The organism is Pseudomonas sp. S2_A02 (assembly GCF_054668495.1).
Window position 1 is genome coordinate 5,154,637 of record NZ_CP162776.1, and the last position, 17,252, is coordinate 5,171,888.

At 59.8% G+C, this 17,252-nt stretch carries 13 protein-coding genes and 2 pseudogenes; 7 read left to right on the forward strand and 8 right to left on the reverse strand.

The annotated features are described in order from the left end of the window. Positions 1 to 125: 125 nt before the first annotated feature. Both purU and AB4O41_RS23535 read left to right on the forward strand, forming a co-directional pair. Positions 126 to 974 (forward strand): formyltetrahydrofolate deformylase, encoded by an 849-nt coding sequence (purU, locus tag AB4O41_RS23530; protein WP_007903852.1) that lies wholly within the window; start codon positions 126 to 128, stop codon positions 972 to 974. Positions 975 to 1,030: 56 nt separating this feature from the next. Then, complete coding sequence (locus tag AB4O41_RS23535) at positions 1,031 to 1,201, forward strand: hypothetical protein (protein ID WP_460148457.1); 171 nt, start codon at positions 1,031 to 1,033, stop codon at positions 1,199 to 1,201. 4 nt (positions 1,202 to 1,205) lie between these two features. On the opposite strand, the gene AB4O41_RS23540 is transcribed toward AB4O41_RS23535, so the two are convergent. From AB4O41_RS23540 to AB4O41_RS23560, 5 genes and pseudogenes are all read right to left on the reverse strand, one after another. Beyond that, the gene (locus AB4O41_RS23540) at positions 1,206 to 2,201 is read right to left on the reverse strand and encodes a lysylphosphatidylglycerol synthase transmembrane domain-containing protein (RefSeq protein ID WP_460144885.1); all 996 of its coding nucleotides are present in this window, start codon (positions 2,199 to 2,201) and stop codon (positions 1,206 to 1,208) included. After that, positions 2,198 to 2,974 carry a DUF2334 domain-containing protein gene (locus AB4O41_RS23545; RefSeq protein WP_460144886.1) on the reverse strand — a complete coding sequence of 259 codons (777 nt, stop codon included), beginning with the start codon at positions 2,972 to 2,974 and terminating at the stop codon, positions 2,198 to 2,200. The genes AB4O41_RS23540 and AB4O41_RS23545 overlap by 4 nt, the downstream gene beginning before the upstream one ends. Next, positions 2,967 to 4,089, reverse strand: a pseudogene (locus AB4O41_RS23550) (glycosyltransferase family 4 protein). Before AB4O41_RS23550 ends, AB4O41_RS23545 begins: the two are co-directional and overlap by 8 nt. Positions 4,090 to 4,311: 222 nt before the next feature. Further along, a complete protein-coding gene (locus AB4O41_RS23555; protein ID WP_425439644.1) occupies positions 4,312 to 5,076 on the reverse strand; it encodes a methyl-accepting chemotaxis protein in 765 nt (254 codons plus the stop codon). Positions 5,077 to 5,217: 141 nt separating this feature from the next. Then, a pseudogene (locus tag AB4O41_RS23560) lies at positions 5,218 to 6,201 on the reverse strand (cache domain-containing protein); the annotation flags it as partial. A 174-nt stretch (positions 6,202 to 6,375) separates the two neighbouring features. On the opposite strand from AB4O41_RS23560, the gene AB4O41_RS23565 reads away from it, so the two are divergent. After that, positions 6,376 to 7,863: a helicase HerA-like domain-containing protein gene (locus tag AB4O41_RS23565; RefSeq protein ID WP_460144887.1), complete on the forward strand. Its 1,488-nt coding sequence runs from the start codon at positions 6,376 to 6,378 to the stop codon at positions 7,861 to 7,863. Positions 7,864 to 7,907: 44 nt separating this feature from the next. Here AB4O41_RS23565 and AB4O41_RS23570 read toward each other — a convergent pair whose 3' ends face one another. Then, positions 7,908 to 8,363, reverse strand: a complete 456-nt coding sequence (locus AB4O41_RS23570) for a DUF721 domain-containing protein (protein WP_460144888.1) — start codon at positions 8,361 to 8,363, stop codon at positions 7,908 to 7,910. A gap of 307 nt (positions 8,364 to 8,670) precedes the next feature. On the opposite strand from AB4O41_RS23570, the gene secA reads away from it, so the two are divergent. The 4 genes from secA to AB4O41_RS23590 all read left to right on the forward strand — a co-directional run bounded on the left by secA (position 8,671) and on the right by AB4O41_RS23590 (position 14,497). Next, positions 8,671 to 11,406 carry a preprotein translocase subunit SecA gene (secA, locus tag AB4O41_RS23575; protein WP_460144889.1) on the forward strand — a complete coding sequence of 912 codons (2,736 nt, stop codon included), beginning with the start codon at positions 8,671 to 8,673 and terminating at the stop codon, positions 11,404 to 11,406. A 135-nt stretch (positions 11,407 to 11,541) separates the two neighbouring features. After that, the gene (gene argJ / locus AB4O41_RS23580; RefSeq protein ID WP_008015216.1) at positions 11,542 to 12,759 is read left to right on the forward strand and encodes a bifunctional glutamate N-acetyltransferase/amino-acid acetyltransferase ArgJ; all 1,218 of its coding nucleotides are present in this window, start codon (positions 11,542 to 11,544) and stop codon (positions 12,757 to 12,759) included. 164 nt (positions 12,760 to 12,923) lie between these two features. Beyond that, positions 12,924 to 13,556, forward strand: coding sequence for a glutathione S-transferase family protein (locus AB4O41_RS23585; RefSeq protein WP_460144890.1), 633 nt, complete (start codon positions 12,924 to 12,926; stop codon positions 13,554 to 13,556). Continuing rightward, positions 13,553 to 14,497, forward strand: coding sequence for a Nudix family hydrolase (locus AB4O41_RS23590; protein WP_460144891.1), 945 nt, complete (start codon positions 13,553 to 13,555; stop codon positions 14,495 to 14,497). The genes AB4O41_RS23585 and AB4O41_RS23590 overlap by 4 nt, the downstream gene beginning before the upstream one ends. A 110-nt stretch (positions 14,498 to 14,607) precedes the next feature. Here AB4O41_RS23590 and AB4O41_RS23595 read toward each other — a convergent pair whose 3' ends face one another. Continuing rightward, positions 14,608 to 15,189: a cob(I)yrinic acid a,c-diamide adenosyltransferase gene (locus tag AB4O41_RS23595; RefSeq protein ID WP_460144892.1), complete on the reverse strand. Its 582-nt coding sequence runs from the start codon at positions 15,187 to 15,189 to the stop codon at positions 14,608 to 14,610. Between the two features lie 2 nt (positions 15,190 to 15,191). Further along, the gene (locus tag AB4O41_RS23600; RefSeq protein ID WP_460144893.1) at positions 15,192 to 17,228 is read right to left on the reverse strand and encodes a sensor histidine kinase; all 2,037 of its coding nucleotides are present in this window, start codon (positions 17,226 to 17,228) and stop codon (positions 15,192 to 15,194) included. Positions 17,229 to 17,252 lie beyond the last annotated feature (24 nt).

The following is a 17,252-nucleotide window of genomic DNA, read 5'->3' on the forward strand; positions in this document are numbered from 1 at the left end:
GGGCAGCCTGGTGCTTCCAGAACCTGTACCGGCCCTGCGGGAAAAGCCATACGTCATCAATACTGCAGTTTTGCTGCGCAATCGCTAGAATGGCGGCCTTTGCGAAGTTCTGGAGTTTGACCCTCATGCGCACTTTTCGGCTGGTGATTGCTTGCCCGGACCGCGTCGGCATCGTTGCTAAAGTCAGTAACTTTCTGGCGTCACATAACGGCTGGATCACTGAAGCGAGCCATCACTCGGATAATCTCAGTGGCTGGTTCTTCATGCGTCACGAAATTCGTGCCGATTCGTTGCCTTTCGGTATCGAAGCTTTTCGCGAAGCGTTTGCACCGATTGCCGAAGAGTTCTCGATGGACTGGCGCATCACCGACACCGAGCAGAAGAAACGCGTGGTGTTGATGGCCAGCCGTGAATCCCACTGCCTGGCCGACTTGCTGCACCGCTGGCACAGCGATGAACTGGACTGTGAAATCGCCTGCGTGATTTCCAACCATGATGATTTGCGCAGCATGGTCGAGTGGCACGGTATTCCTTACTACCATGTCCCGGTCAACCCACAGAACAAGGAACCGGCCTTCGCCGAAGTCTCGCGCCTGGTCAAACAGCACGAGGCCGAAGTGGTGGTCCTTGCACGTTACATGCAGATTCTGCCGCCTGAGTTGTGCAGCGAATATGCCCATAAGGTCATCAATATTCATCACAGCTTCTTGCCGTCGTTTGTCGGCGCCAAGCCGTATCACCAGGCTTCGATGCGCGGTGTGAAGTTGATCGGCGCCACCTGCCACTACGTAACCGAAGAGCTGGACGCTGGTCCGATCATCGAGCAAGACGTAGTGCGCGTGAGTCACAGCGACAGTATTGAAGACATGGTGCGCTTTGGCCGTGACGTCGAGAAAATGGTGCTGGCCCGTGGTCTGCGTTATCACCTGGAAGACCGGGTGTTGGTACACGGCAATAAAACTGTCGTGTTCTGATGGCCTGCGGATCATTCCCACGCAGAGCGTGGGAACGATCCAGGTGAAGAGAGAACATGACCATGACCGATCCACTGGATAAAGCCACTTCCAAGGCGCCCGCCACATTGGGTGAGGGCTGTTTGAGTCGCTATGACCCGGATGACCTGAGCCCCGAAGACGGCACGGAGTTTCCCGGTGCCGCCGAGTTGTGGGAGCAGTTGCAGGGCGATCTTTTAAGGTTGTGATCTTTTAAGCCTGCTTGAACTTCATCAACTTCTTGAGCAATGGCCGCCCAAGCATCAGCAAAAACACCGGGCCACCGACCACCAGATAGAAGTAATAGGTCACTGTCCGCCAGATCAGAATCGCCGCCGCCGCGGTGGATTTCCCGACCATGGGCGCCAGCAGCGCCGCCGACGTCAATTCCGCCGCCCCGGCACCGCCCGGCAACAGGCTGAACTGCCCGGCACTCAGCGACAGCATCTGGATCAGAAAGCACCAGGCCCACTGCAAGTCCACGCCCAGCCCACGCAATGCCAGATACAGCACGCTATAGCGCAAGAGCCAATGCAGGCAGGTCAGTACAAACACTGTGATCAACGTCTGAAAGGGCAACTTCAGTGTGTCGGTGAACGCCGCCAGGAAGTGCAGGATCTTTCGCGCCCAGCGCATCCGGGTGGTGCCTTTGACATTGAGACGAGCGAGCAACCGACCACTTAGACGAATCAGCGAGCGGTGGCAGCGAGCTGCCAATACGCAACTAAACAACCCGCCGAACATCGAGATGGCGCTGACGGTCAGTAGCCATTCCATGCGCTGACTGAGGTGCTGGAACAGTGCATAAATCAGAATCGCGCTCAGCGCGCAGAGAAAAAACAGCAGATCGCTCAACTGATCCATGGCAAACACGGCGCTGCCCCTGGCCGGTCGTACGCCGTGGCGTGCCAACAAGGCCATGATGGTCAGCGGTCCGCCACTGCCGCCGGGGGTGGCGCAGTAGGCGAACTCGGCGGACATCACCACCGCGAGACTTTTGAAGCGACTGACCTTGTCGCGCTGATCCCCCAGCAGCAGGCGCAAGCGCTGGGTGTTGAGCATCCAGCAGAGCAGGATCATGCCGAACATGATCAGCAGCCATTTCAGCGGAAAGCTTTGCAACCGCGACCATGTCTCTCCACCACCCAGCAACGACGGGATGAGCACCGCAGCGAGCAGGGCGACGACCAGCAGAATCCCGCGGCTCATGCGGCGCGACCGATGGGGTCACGTTGCTGTGTCAGCCAGTTGGCCTTGGTCATCGGCACACGACCCTCGTCAAGCAAGCGCTTGAGGGTTTGCAGCCAGTAGTGACGCGAGAACTCATGGCGCATGTCCACCGGGTGCAGGCCGAGACGAATCACTGGCGCTTGGCGCCAGCGTTGTTCAAGCTGATCGCTGACGATTTTCGACAGACCCCGGCGCAAGGCGCTGCGCGCACTCCAGACCAGGCACGGGGCATCGATCGCGGTGAAATCCGGCAATCGATACAGATGCTTTGAGTCGCTGGTGTAGCGCAGCGGTACCTGGCGCAAGGCTTGGCGGGTGCCTTCGCTCATCAACCAGGCCGGAGCGACGAAACCTTGCAATGGCCAGTTGTAACGGTGGAACACCTCGATTCCGGCACGCAGGCGGGTGAGGGCGGTTTCCTGTGACAGGCCGTAGAACTCGCCTTCATGGGTGTAGATACGGCGCATGAACCAGTCTCTGGGAGTGATGGGGATCGGTCCTTCATCGCAATGGAAGTAACCGTGCAGTGCCAGTTCGTCGCCGCGAGCGACGCGGCGGGTCAGCAACCGTCGAAACGCCGGATACGCGTCCAGGTCGTTATGCTTGTGGAAATCGGGCACCACCAGCCAGGTGATCGGCACCTCACCCAGTGCGTCGACGGCTTCGACGAAGGCTTGGTAATCGGGCCAGGTTTGCGGCGCAACGTCGTGCAATACCAGTAACAGGCTGGGCGCGTTCATGGGCTCAACCATTAGCGGTCAGTGGCCATTGAGTGCCGAGTACGGCGTGATAGTGCCCCAGCAGGCTGTCGACCACGATATCCCAGGCGTAATGCTGCTCGACATGGCTGCGGGCTTGTTTGCCCAGCGCGGCGCTGCCCTGACTGAACAGTTCGCGCACCGCGTTGGCCATCGCCGCTGGATTATTCGGCGCGCACAGCAGGCCGCATTGATCGGTGACAATTTCCTGAAAAGCCCCGGCCGCCACAGCCACCACCGGAATGCCGCTGGCCATGGCTTCGAGGACCACCAGGCCAAAGGTTTCCTGATCACCGGCATGCACCAGCGCATCGGCACTGGCCATCAAACGCGCGACTTGCGCCGCCGGGTAGAACTCATCGAGGACGGTGACATTGCGCGGTACCAGAGTCGGCATTGACAGAGCCCACCAGTAACAGGTGATAGCGACGACCCAGGCGTTTCATGCATTTGAGCAGCACCGGCAGGTTTTTTTCCTTGGATCCACGGCCGGCGAAGATCAGCAGATGAGTGTTTTCATCGATGTCCAATTCAGCCCGCAAACCTGGATCCCGTTTACTGGGGTTGAACGTTTGCAGGTCGACGCCCAGCGGTTGTACGAAAACGTTCTTCACGCCCAACCCGATCAGTTTATCGGCCATGATTTGACTCGGCGCCAGAACCCGGTCGAAGTTGCCATAGAGTTTGCTGACATATGCTTCGATATTGGGGGTAACCCAATTGCCCATGCGATTGCTGACCAACAGCGGCAGGTCCGAATGATAAAAGCCGATCACTGGCACATCGAGTTGTCGCTTGGCGTCCAAAGCAGCCCAGGCGGTCAGGTAAGGGTCGCCGACTTCAATCAGATCGGGCTGCAAAACCTGCAGAACATTGCGCCATGGCGCGAGACGGAGGGGGAAGCGATAACCCTTGCCAAAGGGCAGGGCAGGGGCCGGAACCGTGTAAATGCCATCCTGCTCACTTAAATGTGCCCCAGGGATCAGCACGCTGTGACGAATGCCTGGCTTGTTACCCAGGCGGCGGTGTTTGGCATCCAGATAAGTGCGCACGCCACCGCTGGCAGGGGCGTAGAACATGGTTATGTCAGCGATATGCACGATGAACATCCCTCCGGGACCGTTGTTCTCCCTTTGGTTGACCTATATGAAGGATAGATGTTCGATTGGGGTTGTGCGGCGGAGGGTGTCAGCGGGGTTTTGCGGGGTTTTGCAGATCGCCATCGCGGGCAAGCTCCGCTCCCACAATGATCTTCGATGAACACAAATTTTGTGTACGACAGAGATCACTGTGGGAGCGGGCTTGCCCGCGAAGAGGCCGGTGAGAGCGACTTAGATGCGGAAACTACCCACCAACTGCTTCAATCGCGAAGCCTGCTGCTCAAGGTCCGAGCACGCACGCAAGGTCGATTGCAAATTCTCCACGCCTTCCTGGTTCAGTGTGTTGATCTCGGTAATATCCACGTTGATCGACTCAACCACCGCCGTCTGTTCCTCGGTCGCTGTGGCCACGGACTGGTTCATGCCGTCGATTTCGCCGATGCGCAACGTCACGCTGTTCAGACGCTCGCCGGCCAGGTTGGCGATTTCCACGCTGTCCTGGCTATGGCGCTGGCTGTCGCTCATGGTGCTGACGGATTCGCGGGCGCCGACTTGCAACTCCTCGATCATGGTCTGCACTTGTTGCGCCGACTCTTGCGTGCGGTGCGCCAGGTTGCGCACCTCGTCGGCCACCACGGCAAAACCGCGCCCGGCTTCACCGGCCCGCGCCGCTTCAATAGCGGCGTTCAGCGCCAGCAGGTTGGTTTGCTGGGAGATGCTGGTGATCACTTCGAGAATCTGCCCGATGTTCACGGTTTTGCTGTTCAGCGATTCGATGTTGGTGCTTGAGGCGCTGAGCATGCTCGACAGCTGATTCATCGCGGCAATACTGCGATCCACCACTTGCTGGCCGTCTTCGGCCAAGCTGCGCGCGTCGCTGGCTTGATTCGACGCTTGCGCGGCGTTGCGGGCGATTTCCTGGGCGGCGGCACCGAGCTGGTTGATTGCCGCGGCCACGCTGCTGGTGCGCGAGGCTTGCTGGTCGGAATTGAACATCGACGAGTTCGAGGCGGCCACCACACGCAGGGCCACTTCGTTGACTTGGCCGGTGGCCGAGGACACTTCGCGGATCGACGTATGAACCCGTTCCACGAAACGGTTGAACGCCGTGCCAAGGATGCCGAACTCGTCCTGATTCAGGATGGTCAGGCGCTTGGTCAGGTCGCCTTCACCGTCGGCGATGTCTTCCATGGCGCGGGTCATGACGTGCAGCGGCTGGATCAGGATGCGGATCAACATGCCGAGCAGGGCGATGATGATTGCCACGGCAATCACGGTCGCAATCACCGCCGAGGCGCGGAATTCGCTGAGCATCGAGAAGGCTTTGTCTTTATCCACCGACAGACCGATGTACCAATTGACCGATGGAAGGCCTTTGATCGGGGTGAAGGTGACGATACGGGGCTTGCCATCGACCTCGACTTCACTGATGCCGCCGCTGATGCGTGGGGTATTCTTCGGGTAAGCCTCGTTGAGGGACTTCATCACCATGGATTTATCCGGATGGACCAGGATCTTGCCGTCGGCGCTGACCAGGAAGGCATAGCCCATGCCGCCGAAGTCACGCGCGGTCAAGGTGTCGATCAGGGTTTGCAGGCTCAAGTCGCCGCCTACCACTCCCACGCTTTGCCCGGCTTTCTTCGAGGCGGTGGCGATGGAGATGATGGTCTGACCGGTCGCCGCATCTATATAAGGTTCGGTCAGCGTCGAGCCATTGCTGTTTTCCGCGCCTTTGTACCAAGGGCGAACCCTGGGGTCATAGCCGTCCGGCATCTTGGAGTCCGGGCGGTTGATGAAAGTGCCGCTGGCATCGCCCAGGTACCTGGCCATGAAGGTCGACTCCAGAGCCTTCTGTTCAAGCAGGTTGGCGACGTTGGATTGTTCTGGGTTGAGGGCAATATTCTGCGCGAGGCCCTCGATCAACAGGATGCGACCTGTCAGCCAGGTCTGAATGTTGTTGGCGGTGACGTCGCCCATCTCATTGAGGTAGTTGTCCAGATCCTCGCGGATGGCATTGCGCTGTAAATAGTCGTTGTACAGTGTGAACGAGGCGAAGGCAGCAATAACGATGAGGGCGGCGGCAAGCAGGATTTTATGACTGAAGCGCAGATTTTTGTTCATGGCTTGGGGTTCCGCTAAGGTCTTATTATTCAGGGCGTGCTTTTATAAAGGCACGCAAAACGGGCAATGTTGAAATCAAGCTGATATTTCCGTCCTCTCCTTAGGGGGATTACCGACGCTTTTCAGTCTTTTATATCGGCCGTGAAGGATCAAAGATTAATCATGGGTGACAAAATGCCTGACTCATCGCAACTCGTTATCGGCGCCGATCTCGCGGGCCAGTCCGTCGCCCAGGCCATGCGCCTGGCGAACCGTCACGGCTTGGTGGCGGGCGCTACCGGGACCGGTAAAACCGTCACTTTGCAGCGCCTGGCCGAAGCCTTCAGCGATGCCGGCGTTGCGGTATTCGCAGCGGACATCAAGGGCGACCTCTGCGGCCTGGGCGCTGCCGGCAATCCCCAAGGCAAAGTCGCCGAGCGGATCGCCGGCATGCCTTGGCTGAACCATAAGCCTCAGGCGTATCCGGTAACCCTGTGGGACATTAACGGTCAGTCCGGTCATCCGCTGCGCACCACCTTGAGCGAAATGGGCCCGTTGCTGCTCGGCAGCCTGCTGGAGCTGACCGACAGTCAGCAGTCGGCACTCTATGCCGCGTTCAAGGTGGCCGACCGCGAAGGGCTGTTGCTCCTGGATTTGAAGGATTTGAAGGCGCTGCTCAATCACCTGCGCGACAACCCCGAATTGCTGGGGGATGACGCCGCGTTGATGACCACCGGTTCCAGTCAGGCGCTGTTGCGCCGTCTGGCGACGCTCGAACAGCAGGGCGCCGAAGCGTTGTTCGGCGAACCGGCGCTGCAACTGGAAGACATGTTGCAACCGGCCGTGGATGGTCGCGGGCGCATTCATTTGCTCGATGCCAGTCGTCTGGTGCACGAAGCGCCGAAGGTCTATGCGACGTTCCTGCTGTGGTTGCTGGCCGAACTGTTCGAGCAATTGCCGGAGCGTGGCGATGCCGAGAAACCGCTGCTGGCGCTGTTTTTCGACGAGGCGCACTTGTTGTTCGCCGGTACGCCCAAGGCGTTGCAGGAGCGTCTGGAGCAAGTGGTGCGACTGATTCGCTCGAAAGGTGTGGGGGTGTATTTCGTCACTCAATCGCCGGGCGATTTGCCGGATGATGTGCTGGCTCAGTTGGGCCTGCGCATTCAGCACGGTTTGCGTGCATTTACCGCCAAAGAACAGAAATCCCTGCGCGCGGTGGCCGACGGCTTCCGGCCGAACCCGGCGTTCGACGCCTTGTCGGTATTGACGGAGCTGGGGATCGGCGAGGCGCTGGTTGGCACCTTGCAGGACAAGGGCACGCCGGGGATGGTCCAGCGTGTATTGGTTGCACCGCCGCAATCGCGGATCGGGCCGCTGACCGAGACCGAACGCACCGTGCTGATCGCCGGTTCGCCGTTCAAGGGGCGCTATGACAAACCGGTCGATCGCGAATCGGCTTATGAAGTGCTGATGGGGCGCAAAGGCCTGGCGCCGGATCCCGAAGCCGCGCCGGGCAAACCTGCACCTGAAGAGCCGAGTTTCACCGAACAGGCCGGGGAATTCCTCGGCACGGCGGCAGGCCAGGCGTTGAAATCAGCCATGCGACAGGCGGCAAATCAATTGGGCCGACAATTGGTACGCGGGTTGATGGGGTCATTGCTCGGTGGCAGCAAACGCCGCTAAAAACCTGAATGGACACAATCGCTCCTACAGGATATGTGTCAATTTCAGATTTTGGGTTTGGCGTGCGCCGCCAGGCGTTCGAGGGCCGCCCGCAGGTTCGGGTCGGTAATTCCGTCAGCCGTCGCCTGAATGGTTGCCGCCGCATCGGTCGACAAATTTATCGTATGCCCCACAGCCCCTTGCTGAACGGTAGGCGGTTGAACCTTGAACAGAATTCGCGTCAGGCTGGCGAACTCGTCGAACAGCTGTAGCTGGCGTTGCAGACGCTTTTGCTGATAACGCAGGCGAGTGGCCCAGTGGCCGTCGGTGACAATCAGCAATAAACTGCCTTCACGCCACGACGCCACATGGCAATGCTCGCGGGCAGCCGGCTGCAACTGACTTTCCACCAGACGTTGTAGATGACCCAGGCGTTGAGCGTGGCCAAAAATGGCTTTCAGCGGTTTGGCTTCGCGAAGCAGAACGGCGGGTGCTCTGGCCGTGAGAGGGCGAAATGCCATGATCGAACACCTGAAGTAACAGAACGGCCATGGTAACAGAAAGCACCCGTTGCCCCCGACCCATTGCTTTGCGAGCGCTTTACCCATTAAATCAACGAGTAACTTGAGCCCTCGATGGGTTGAAGTTCAGCAAAAAGCCCTTATTTTAAGTGAGCCCCGTTACAGCGCAGTGCATGCATCGTGGAATAACGCCACTTTCCTCACCATCGTTTCCGGGTAGAATGCTCGTTCGCATGCGGCCATGAGGGCTGCACGGGCGACTCACGGGGCCGCCCTCCATCCCTTTAGTGTGGAAGATCCTGCCGATATGTTTGCGCCTTTGTTAAAGAAACTTTTTGGAAGCAAGAACGAGCGTGAAGTCAAACGCATGCTCAAGACGGTGCAGCTCGTCAATGCCTTCGAAGAGCAAATGGTAGCCCTTTCGGACGATCAATTGCGTGCCAAGACCGACGAGTTCAAGGCCCGCCTCGCCAAAGGGGAAACCCTCGACAAACTGCTGCCCGAAGCCTTTGCGGTCGCCCGCGAAGCCGGCAAGCGCGTCATGGGTATGCGCCACTTCGATGTCCAGCTGATCGGCGGCATGACCTTGCATGAAGGCATGATCGCGGAAATGCGTACCGGTGAAGGCAAGACCCTGGTGGCAACACTGGGCGTTTACCTCAATGCGCTGTCCGGCAAGGGCGTGCACGTTGTGACGGTGAACGACTACCTGGCCCGCCGTGACGCCAACTGGATGCGTCCGCTCTACGAATTCCTCGGCATGACGGTCGGCGTGGTCACCCCATTCCAGCCGCCAGAAGAGAAGCGTCTGGCTTACGCCGCCGACATCACCTATGGCACCAACAACGAATTCGGTTTCGACTACCTGCGCGACAACATGGCGTTCAGCATGGAAGAAAAATTCCAGCGCGAACTCAACTTTGCCGTGATCGACGAAGTCGACTCCATCCTCATCGACGAAGCCCGTACCCCGCTGATCATCTCCGGTCAGGCCGAGGACAGCTCCAAGCTGTACATCGAGATCAACAAACTGATCCCGCAGCTGGAATTGCACGTCGAAGAAGTCGAAGGCGAAGTCACCAAGGCTGGCCACTACACCGTGGACGAGAAGACCCGTCAGGTCGAGCTCAACGAAGCCGGTCACCAGTTCATCGAAGACATGCTGACCCGCGTCGGCCTGCTGGCTGAAGGCGAGAGCCTGTATTCGGCGCATAACCTCGGTCTGCTGACCCACGTTTATGCCGGCCTGCGCGCGCACAAACTGTTCAATCGCAACGTCGAATACATCGTGCAGGACGGCCAGGTCGTGCTGGTCGACGAACACACCGGCCGTACCATGCCGGGTCGCCGTTTGTCCGAAGGCCTGCACCAGGCTATCGAAGCCAAGGAACACCTGAACATTCAGGCCGAGAGCCAGACCCTGGCCTCGACCACGTTCCAGAACTACTTCCGTCTGTACAACAAGCTGTCCGGCATGACCGGTACCGCGGACACCGAAGCGTTCGAATTCCACCAGATCTACGGTCTGCAGGTCATGGTCATCCCGCCGAACAAACCGTTGGCGCGTAAAGACTACAACGACCTGGTGTTCCTGACCGCCGAAGAGAAATACGCGGCGATCATCAACGACATCAAGGAGTGCATGACTCAGGGCCGTCCGGTGCTGGTGGGTACTGCCACCATCGAAACGTCCGAGCACATGTCCAGCCTGCTCGTGAAGGAAGGCATCGAACACAAGGTTCTGAACGCCAAGTTCCACGAAAAAGAAGCCGAAATCATTGCTCAGGCCGGTCGTCCGGGCGCACTGACCATCGCCACCAACATGGCCGGTCGTGGTACCGACATTCTGTTGGGCGGTAACTGGGAAGTGGAAGTGGCTTCGCTGGAAGACCCGACCCCTGAGCAGATTGCCCAGATCAAGGCCGACTGGCAGAAACGTCACCAGCAAGTGCTGGAGTCGGGCGGTTTGCAGGTGATCGCTTCCGAGCGTCACGAATCGCGCCGTATCGACAACCAGTTGCGCGGTCGTGCCGGTCGTCAGGGCGACGCCGGTTCCAGCCGTTTCTACCTGTCGCTGGAAGACAGCCTGATGCGCATCTTCGCCTCTGACCGGGTGAAGAACTTCATGAAGGCGCTGGGCATGCAGTCCGGTGAGGCGATCGAGCACCGCATGGTGACCAACGCCATCGAGAAAGCTCAGCGCAAGGTTGAAGGCCGTAACTTCGACATTCGTAAACAACTGCTTGAGTTCGACGACGTCAACAACGAACAACGTAAAGTGATCTATCACATGCGTAACAGTTTGTTGGCCGCCGACAATATTGGCGAAACCATCGCCGATTTCCGTCAGGACGTGCTCAACGCAACCGTCAGCGCGCACATTCCACCGCAATCGCTGCCAGAGCAGTGGGACGTGGCCGGTCTGGAAGCGGCGTTGCAGAGCGACTTCGGTGTGGCGCTGCCGATCCAGCAGTGGCTGGACGAAGACGATCACCTCTACGAAGAAACCCTGCGCGAGAAGCTGATGAACGAGCTGATCGCGGCGTACAACGAGAAAGAAGACCAGGCCGGTGCCGAAGCACTGCGCTCCTTCGAGAAGCAAATCGTTCTGCGTGTACTGGATGACCTGTGGAAAGACCACCTGTCGACCATGGATCACCTGCGTCACGGCATCCACTTGCGTGGTTATGCGCAGAAGAACCCGAAGCAGGAGTACAAGCGCGAGTCCTTCACCTTGTTCTCCGAGTTGCTGGATTCGATCAAGCGCGACTCGATCCGCGTGCTGTCGCACGTTCAGGTTCGCCGCGAAGACCCGATCGAAGAAGAAGCTCGCCTGCGTCAGGAAGCCGAGGCACTGGCTGCGCGCATGCAGTTCCAGCACGACGAAGCACCTGGCCTGGAGCAACCGGAAGTGTTGGGTGAAGAGGTCGATGTAGCCCTCGCCACCGCACCGGTACGCAACGAGCAGAAGCTGGGCCGTAACGAGCTGTGCTACTGCGGTTCGGGCAAGAAGTACAAGCATTGCCACGGGCAGATCCAGTAAACCCGTTTCATACGCTGAAATACCCGCGCCGCGACCGGCTTATGCCGTCGCGGCGTTTTGCCATTTAAACCACCGCGCCACGTTAAAAGAACGGGGTAATGACGGTGCAGACACTACTTTTTAAGGAGCGCATTCATGGCTGTTGGTCTTGGTCCTTTGCCAACGTTGCACCCGGTTGCCGGTTTTGAACTCGGTATCGCCTCGGCCGGCATCAAGCGCCCGGGGCGCAAGGATGTCGTGGTCATGCGCTGCGCCGAAGGTTCCACAGTGGCGGGCGTGTTCACCCTGAACGCCTTTTGCGCCGCTCCCGTTATCCTGGCCAAGCAACGTGTGCAAGGCCCGGTGCGTTACCTGCTGACCAACACCGGCAATGCCAACGCCGGCACTGGCGAACCAGGCCTGGCAGCCGCCGAGCGCACGTGCGCCAAACTGGCTGAGCTGACCGGTGTCGATGCAAGCCTGGTGCTGCCGTACTCCACCGGTGTGATCGGTGAGCCGCTGCCGGTCGAAAAAATCGAAGGCGCGCTGCAAGCCGCCCTCGACGATCTGTCGGTGAATAACTGGGAAGCCGCCGCTACCGGCATCATGACCACTGACACCCTGCCAAAGGGTGCCAGCCGCCAGTTCCAGCATGACGGCGTGACCATCACCGTCACCGGCATCAGCAAAGGCGCGGGCATGATCCGCCCGAACATGGCGACCATGCTCGGCTACATCGCCACCGACGCCAAAGTCTCACGCGATGTGCTGCAAAACCTGCTGCTGGACGGCGCGAACAAGTCGTTCAACCGCATCACCATCGACGGCGACACCTCGACCAACGACTGCTGCATGCTGATCGCCACCGGTCAGGCTGCACTGCCGGAAATCACCGAAGCCAGCGGTCCGCTGTTCGCGTTGCTGAAACAAGCGGTGTTCGAAGTCTGCATGGACGTGGCCCAGGCCATCGTGCGCGACGGCGAAGGTGCGACCAAGTTCGTTACCGTTGAAGTCAACGGCGGCGGCAATCACCAGGAGTGCCTGGACGTCGGTTACACCGTGGCCCACTCACCGCTGATCAAGACCGCGTTGTTCGCCTCCGACCCGAACTGGGGCCGCATTCTGGCCGCCGTGGGCCGTGCCGGCGTACCGAACCTGGACGTGAGCAAGATCGACGTGTTCCTCGGCGACGTGTGCATCGCCAGCCGTGGCGCTCGCTCTGCCACCTACACCGAAGCCCAGGGCGCGGCGGTGATGCAGCAGGAAGAAATCACCATCCGCATCGAGCTGGGTCGCGGTGATTGCAGCGAAACCATCTGGACGACTGACCTGTCCCACGAATACGTGAAGATCAACGCTGAGTACCGTACGTAAGACTACGTCGACCCTATCGCGGGCAAGCCCGCTCCCACATTGATCGAGTCAGCCACAAGATTGCCGGTTGACACTAAACCCTGTGGGAGCGGGCTTGCCCGCGATGACGGACGAACAGACACTCGAGATCCTGGTCTATTCCCCTCATGAAAAGGCGCCCGAACATGAGCCTCCACCTGATCATCGGCGACAAACTGTATTCCTCCTGGTCCCTGCGCGCCGCACTGGCCCTCGACCTGACCGGCGCGTCCTACACCGAAGAACTGATCAAGCTGAACCAGCCGGACACTCGCGAGCGCCTGCTCAAGCATTCGCCGACCGGGAAAGTCCCACTGCTGAAAACCGAACACGGCACCGTCGCCGATTCCCTGGCGATTGCCGAATACCTGGCCGAACAATTTCCCGATGCCGGCCTGTGGCCCCAAGACACTGCCGCCCGTGCCCAGGCGCGTTCGGCGTGCGCGCAGATGCACAGCGGTTTTTTCGCCATGCGCAGCAATTTTCCGTTCGACCTGAGCCACGATGCGCCGCTGTCGCCGACCCCGCCTGAGGTTCAGGCTGAAATCGAGCGCATGCTGGCGTTGTGGGCTGAATGTCGTGTCACCTCGACTGAAACCGGCCCGTTCCTGTTTGGCGGCGCGACCCTGGCCGATGCGTTTTTTGCACCGATCGCCGTACGCCTGCGCACCTATCAGGTAAAACTGCCCGAGGCCGACGCGGCCTATGTCGAAACCATCTACCAATGGCCAGCCTTCAAGGCTTGGCGGAAGGCGGGTCTGGAGGAAATAGAGCGGTGAAACGAGTCCATGTAGCAGCCGCGGTTATCCGCGATAGCAGCGGCAAGATCCTCATTGCCCGTCGTGCCGACACCCAGCATCAGGGCGGTCTGTGGGAGTTCCCCGGTGGCAAGGTCGAGGATGATGAATCCGTCGAAACGGCCCTGGCTCGCGAGCTTCACGAAGAATTGGGCATCGTGGTCAATACCGCGCGACCGATGATCAAAGTCCGCCACGACTACCCGGACAAGCAGGTGTTGCTGGATGTCTGGGAAGTCTCGGCGTTTACCGGCGAACCCCATGGCGCCGAAGGTCAGCCTTTGGCCTGGGTGACCGCGCGTGAACTGGTGGACTACGAATTTCCGGCCGCCAACCAGCCGATCGTTGCCGCTGCACGCTTGCCCGGCGAATACTTGATCACCCCGGAGGGCCTGGAAACCCCGGCCTTGCTGCGCGGTATCCAGAAAGCCATCGCTGGCGGCATCAAGTTGATTCAATTGCGCGCGCCCAACGGCTACGACCCGCAATACCGCGATCTGGCGGTGGATGCGGCGGGGCTGTGTGCGGGGAAGGCTCAGTTGATGATCAAGGGGCCGTTTGAGTGGCTGGGGGACTTCCCGTCCGCCGGTTGGCACATCACGTCGGCACAGTTGCGCAAGTACGCCGCAGCCGGGCGTCCGCTACCGGCGTCGCGCTGGTTGGCAGCGTCTTGCCACAACGCTGAAGAACTGGCGCTGGCCGAGCAGATGGGCGTGGACTTTGTGACCCTGTCGCCGGTGCAGCCGACGCAGACTCATCCGGAGGCGCTGCCATTGGGTTGGGAGCAGGCTTCGACTTTGATCGAGGGCTTCAGCAAGCCGGTGTTCTTGCTCGGTGGGGTGGGTCCGGCAGAGCGGCAGAAAGCCTGGGAAGCGGGAGCGCAGGGTGTGGCGGGGATTCGGGCGTTTTGGCCTGAGGCCTAGTACCTGATCATTCCCACGCTCCGCGTGGGAATGCTTCCCCGGACGCTCTGCGTCCGCTCTTGGGACGCGGAGCGTCCCTTGCTGCATTCCCACGCGGAGCGTGGGAACGATCAGTTAGAGGGTTTCTCTGCCGCTTGCCACAAAATTTCAGCAATCCCCTGACGCTTGGCAATCAACCGTGCCGCCACAAACAACAAGTCCGACAACCGATTGATATACGCCAGGCCAACCCCGGCCAGCGGCTCGATCGCATTCAACTGCTGACACCGCCGTTCGGCACTGCGCGCCAGACAGCGGCATACGTGAGCCTGAGCAATCAGCGCCGAACCGCCGGGCAGAATGAAATTCTCCAGCGGCCCCAACTCTTCATTCCACACGTCAATCGCCGCTTCCAGGCGTTCGACTTCTGCCGTGTTCAGTGCCTGATAAACCGGCATCGCCAGTTCACCGCCCAAGTCGAACAACCGATGCTGGCAGGGCGCCAACACCTCGATCACTTCGTTCAACCCCGGATACGCGTTACTTTCCGTCGCCAACCCGGCCAACAACACACCCACCTGGCTGTTCAGTGTATCGACTTCGCCAATGGCCTCGATGCGCGGGTGGTCCTTGGGCACCCGGCGGCCATCGCCGAGCCCGGTTTCGCCTTTGTCGCCAGTGCGGGTGTAAATCTTCGACAAGCGAAAGCCCATGGTTACCTCGACAGCTGATTGAGTTCTTGAGAAACCACCGGAGTGCCCGACAACGGCAGGCGCAAGGTGAAACAGGTGCCTTGGCCCGGTGTCGATTGCACTTCCATCTGGCCTTTGTGGTTGTTGGTGATGATGAAGTACGAGACGGAGAGCCCAAGGCCGGTGCCCTGACCGATTTCCTTGGTGGTGAAGAACGGCTCGAACGTGCGTTTGCGCACGTTCTCGCTCATGCCTATGCCGTTGTCCTCGACCTGGATTTCTGCCCATGGCGGGTTCAGTTTTGTACGCAGAATGATCCGCCCCGGTTCGCGGTCGTCCGGGCGCTGGTGAATGGCTTGCGCGGCGTTTTTCAGCAGGTTGAGCAGCACTTGTTCCAGCTCATTGGCGGTGCCGGGCACCGGGCCCAGTGCCGGATCGAACTGCCGAATGATCGCCTGACCCTTGAAGTCGAAGCCGATGGCCAGGTCGAAGTCGTTGCCGGCGATTTCCACCGCTTGATCGATCAACGCCGGCAAATCGCACGGGGCCATCTGCCGGGTACTGCGGCGGCTGAAGCTGAGCATGTGCGTCACAATTTTTGCCGCCCGGGCGCCGGCCTGTTGAATGCCATCGAGCAGCTTCGGGACTTCACGAGCTTGAAGGTACTGGTTGACCGTTTCCAGCTCGATGCCGAGTTGTTCGGCCTGTTCGAGGTTTTTCGGCAAGTCGGGTGACAGGCGTCGACGAATGTTCTGCACGTTGTGCAGGATCGCACCCAGCGGATTATTGATTTCGTGAGCCATACCGGCAGCGAGTCCGCCGACCGAGAGCATTTTTTCCGACTGCACCATCATTTCTTCCAGGGACAGACGCTGGGTGATGTCGTCGATCCGGATCACCACGCCGCGCCCGGCACCGCCCATCAAAGGGTAGAACGTCAGGGCGTAATGCTTGGGTTCATCGTCCTTGAGCCAGGTAACGCGTTCGATCTTCGCCACGGTGTGCTGCTCGACGGTTTGCCTGAGTTGCGGCAGGAACGGCTTGAGCGGTTCGAAGGCGAGGAAGATCGGCTGGTTCAGGGCTTCGTCGAGACGTGTGCCGGACAGGGCGCTGGCCTCCTGATTCCACTGGGTCACGTAGAGCTGCTCGTCGAGGGCGATCAGTGCCGACGGCATGGAATCGATGATGCTGTTGAGGTAGTTCTGGAAACCGGTGAGTTTTTTCTCGATCTTGCTGCGCACCTGAACTTCCAGTTCCAGCTTGCGGTTGGTGTGACGGGTTTCTTCGGCCAGCCCTTGGGCCTGGTCGTAAGCAGCCTGGGAGTCGTCGCGAGCGCGCTTGAGTTGTTGCTCCCGGGCCTCGATGCGCGAGAGCATGGTGTTGAACGCTTCGGCGAGACTGCCGATTTCGTCGTGGTTGCCGCGAGAGGCGCGCAGGGCGTAGTTCTCTTCCCGGGTCACTTGCCGGGATAACTCTTCGAGCTGATGGATCGGCCGGGTAATCAGGCGTTTGATCTGCCGGGCGATCACCAGCCACAACAGCACGCTGAAAATCAGAATCCCCAGGCTGGCGGTCAGGGTCCCGGTGTAGAACGCCATCGGCAACTCGCTGCTGGCCACCAGCAACAAATGCCCAGGCGCAGTGCCGGGGCGGGGCAGGGTGATCACTTGGTTGCTGCGAAACTCCATGGCTTGCCAGGCTTCGAGGTGCCGAAAGTGCTCCGGCAGATGGAGCTTGTCTCCCTGCTGCAACTGCGCCAGAAGCACACCTTTACCGTCATAGAGCGCAGCCGCACGCAACGGTGTATAGCTGTTGAGTTCGTTGAGCAGGCGCTCGGCGGTTTGCGGCGACTTCAAGGCGTCGGAGACCAGGCTCGGGTTGGACACCAGTCGGCCGATGGTCTGCAAGGCCTGGGGAGCCATGCTTTCCTGGGAGATGTAATACGCGGCGCTGATAAAGGTCAGGTTGGCGACCAGCAAAACGGTGGTCAGCAGCACCAGCAGGGCGGCCAGCAGTTTCTGGCCGACTGGAAGATTTTCAAGGCGCTGGCGCAATGGCATCAGGTTCATCGCTGAAAAGGAACA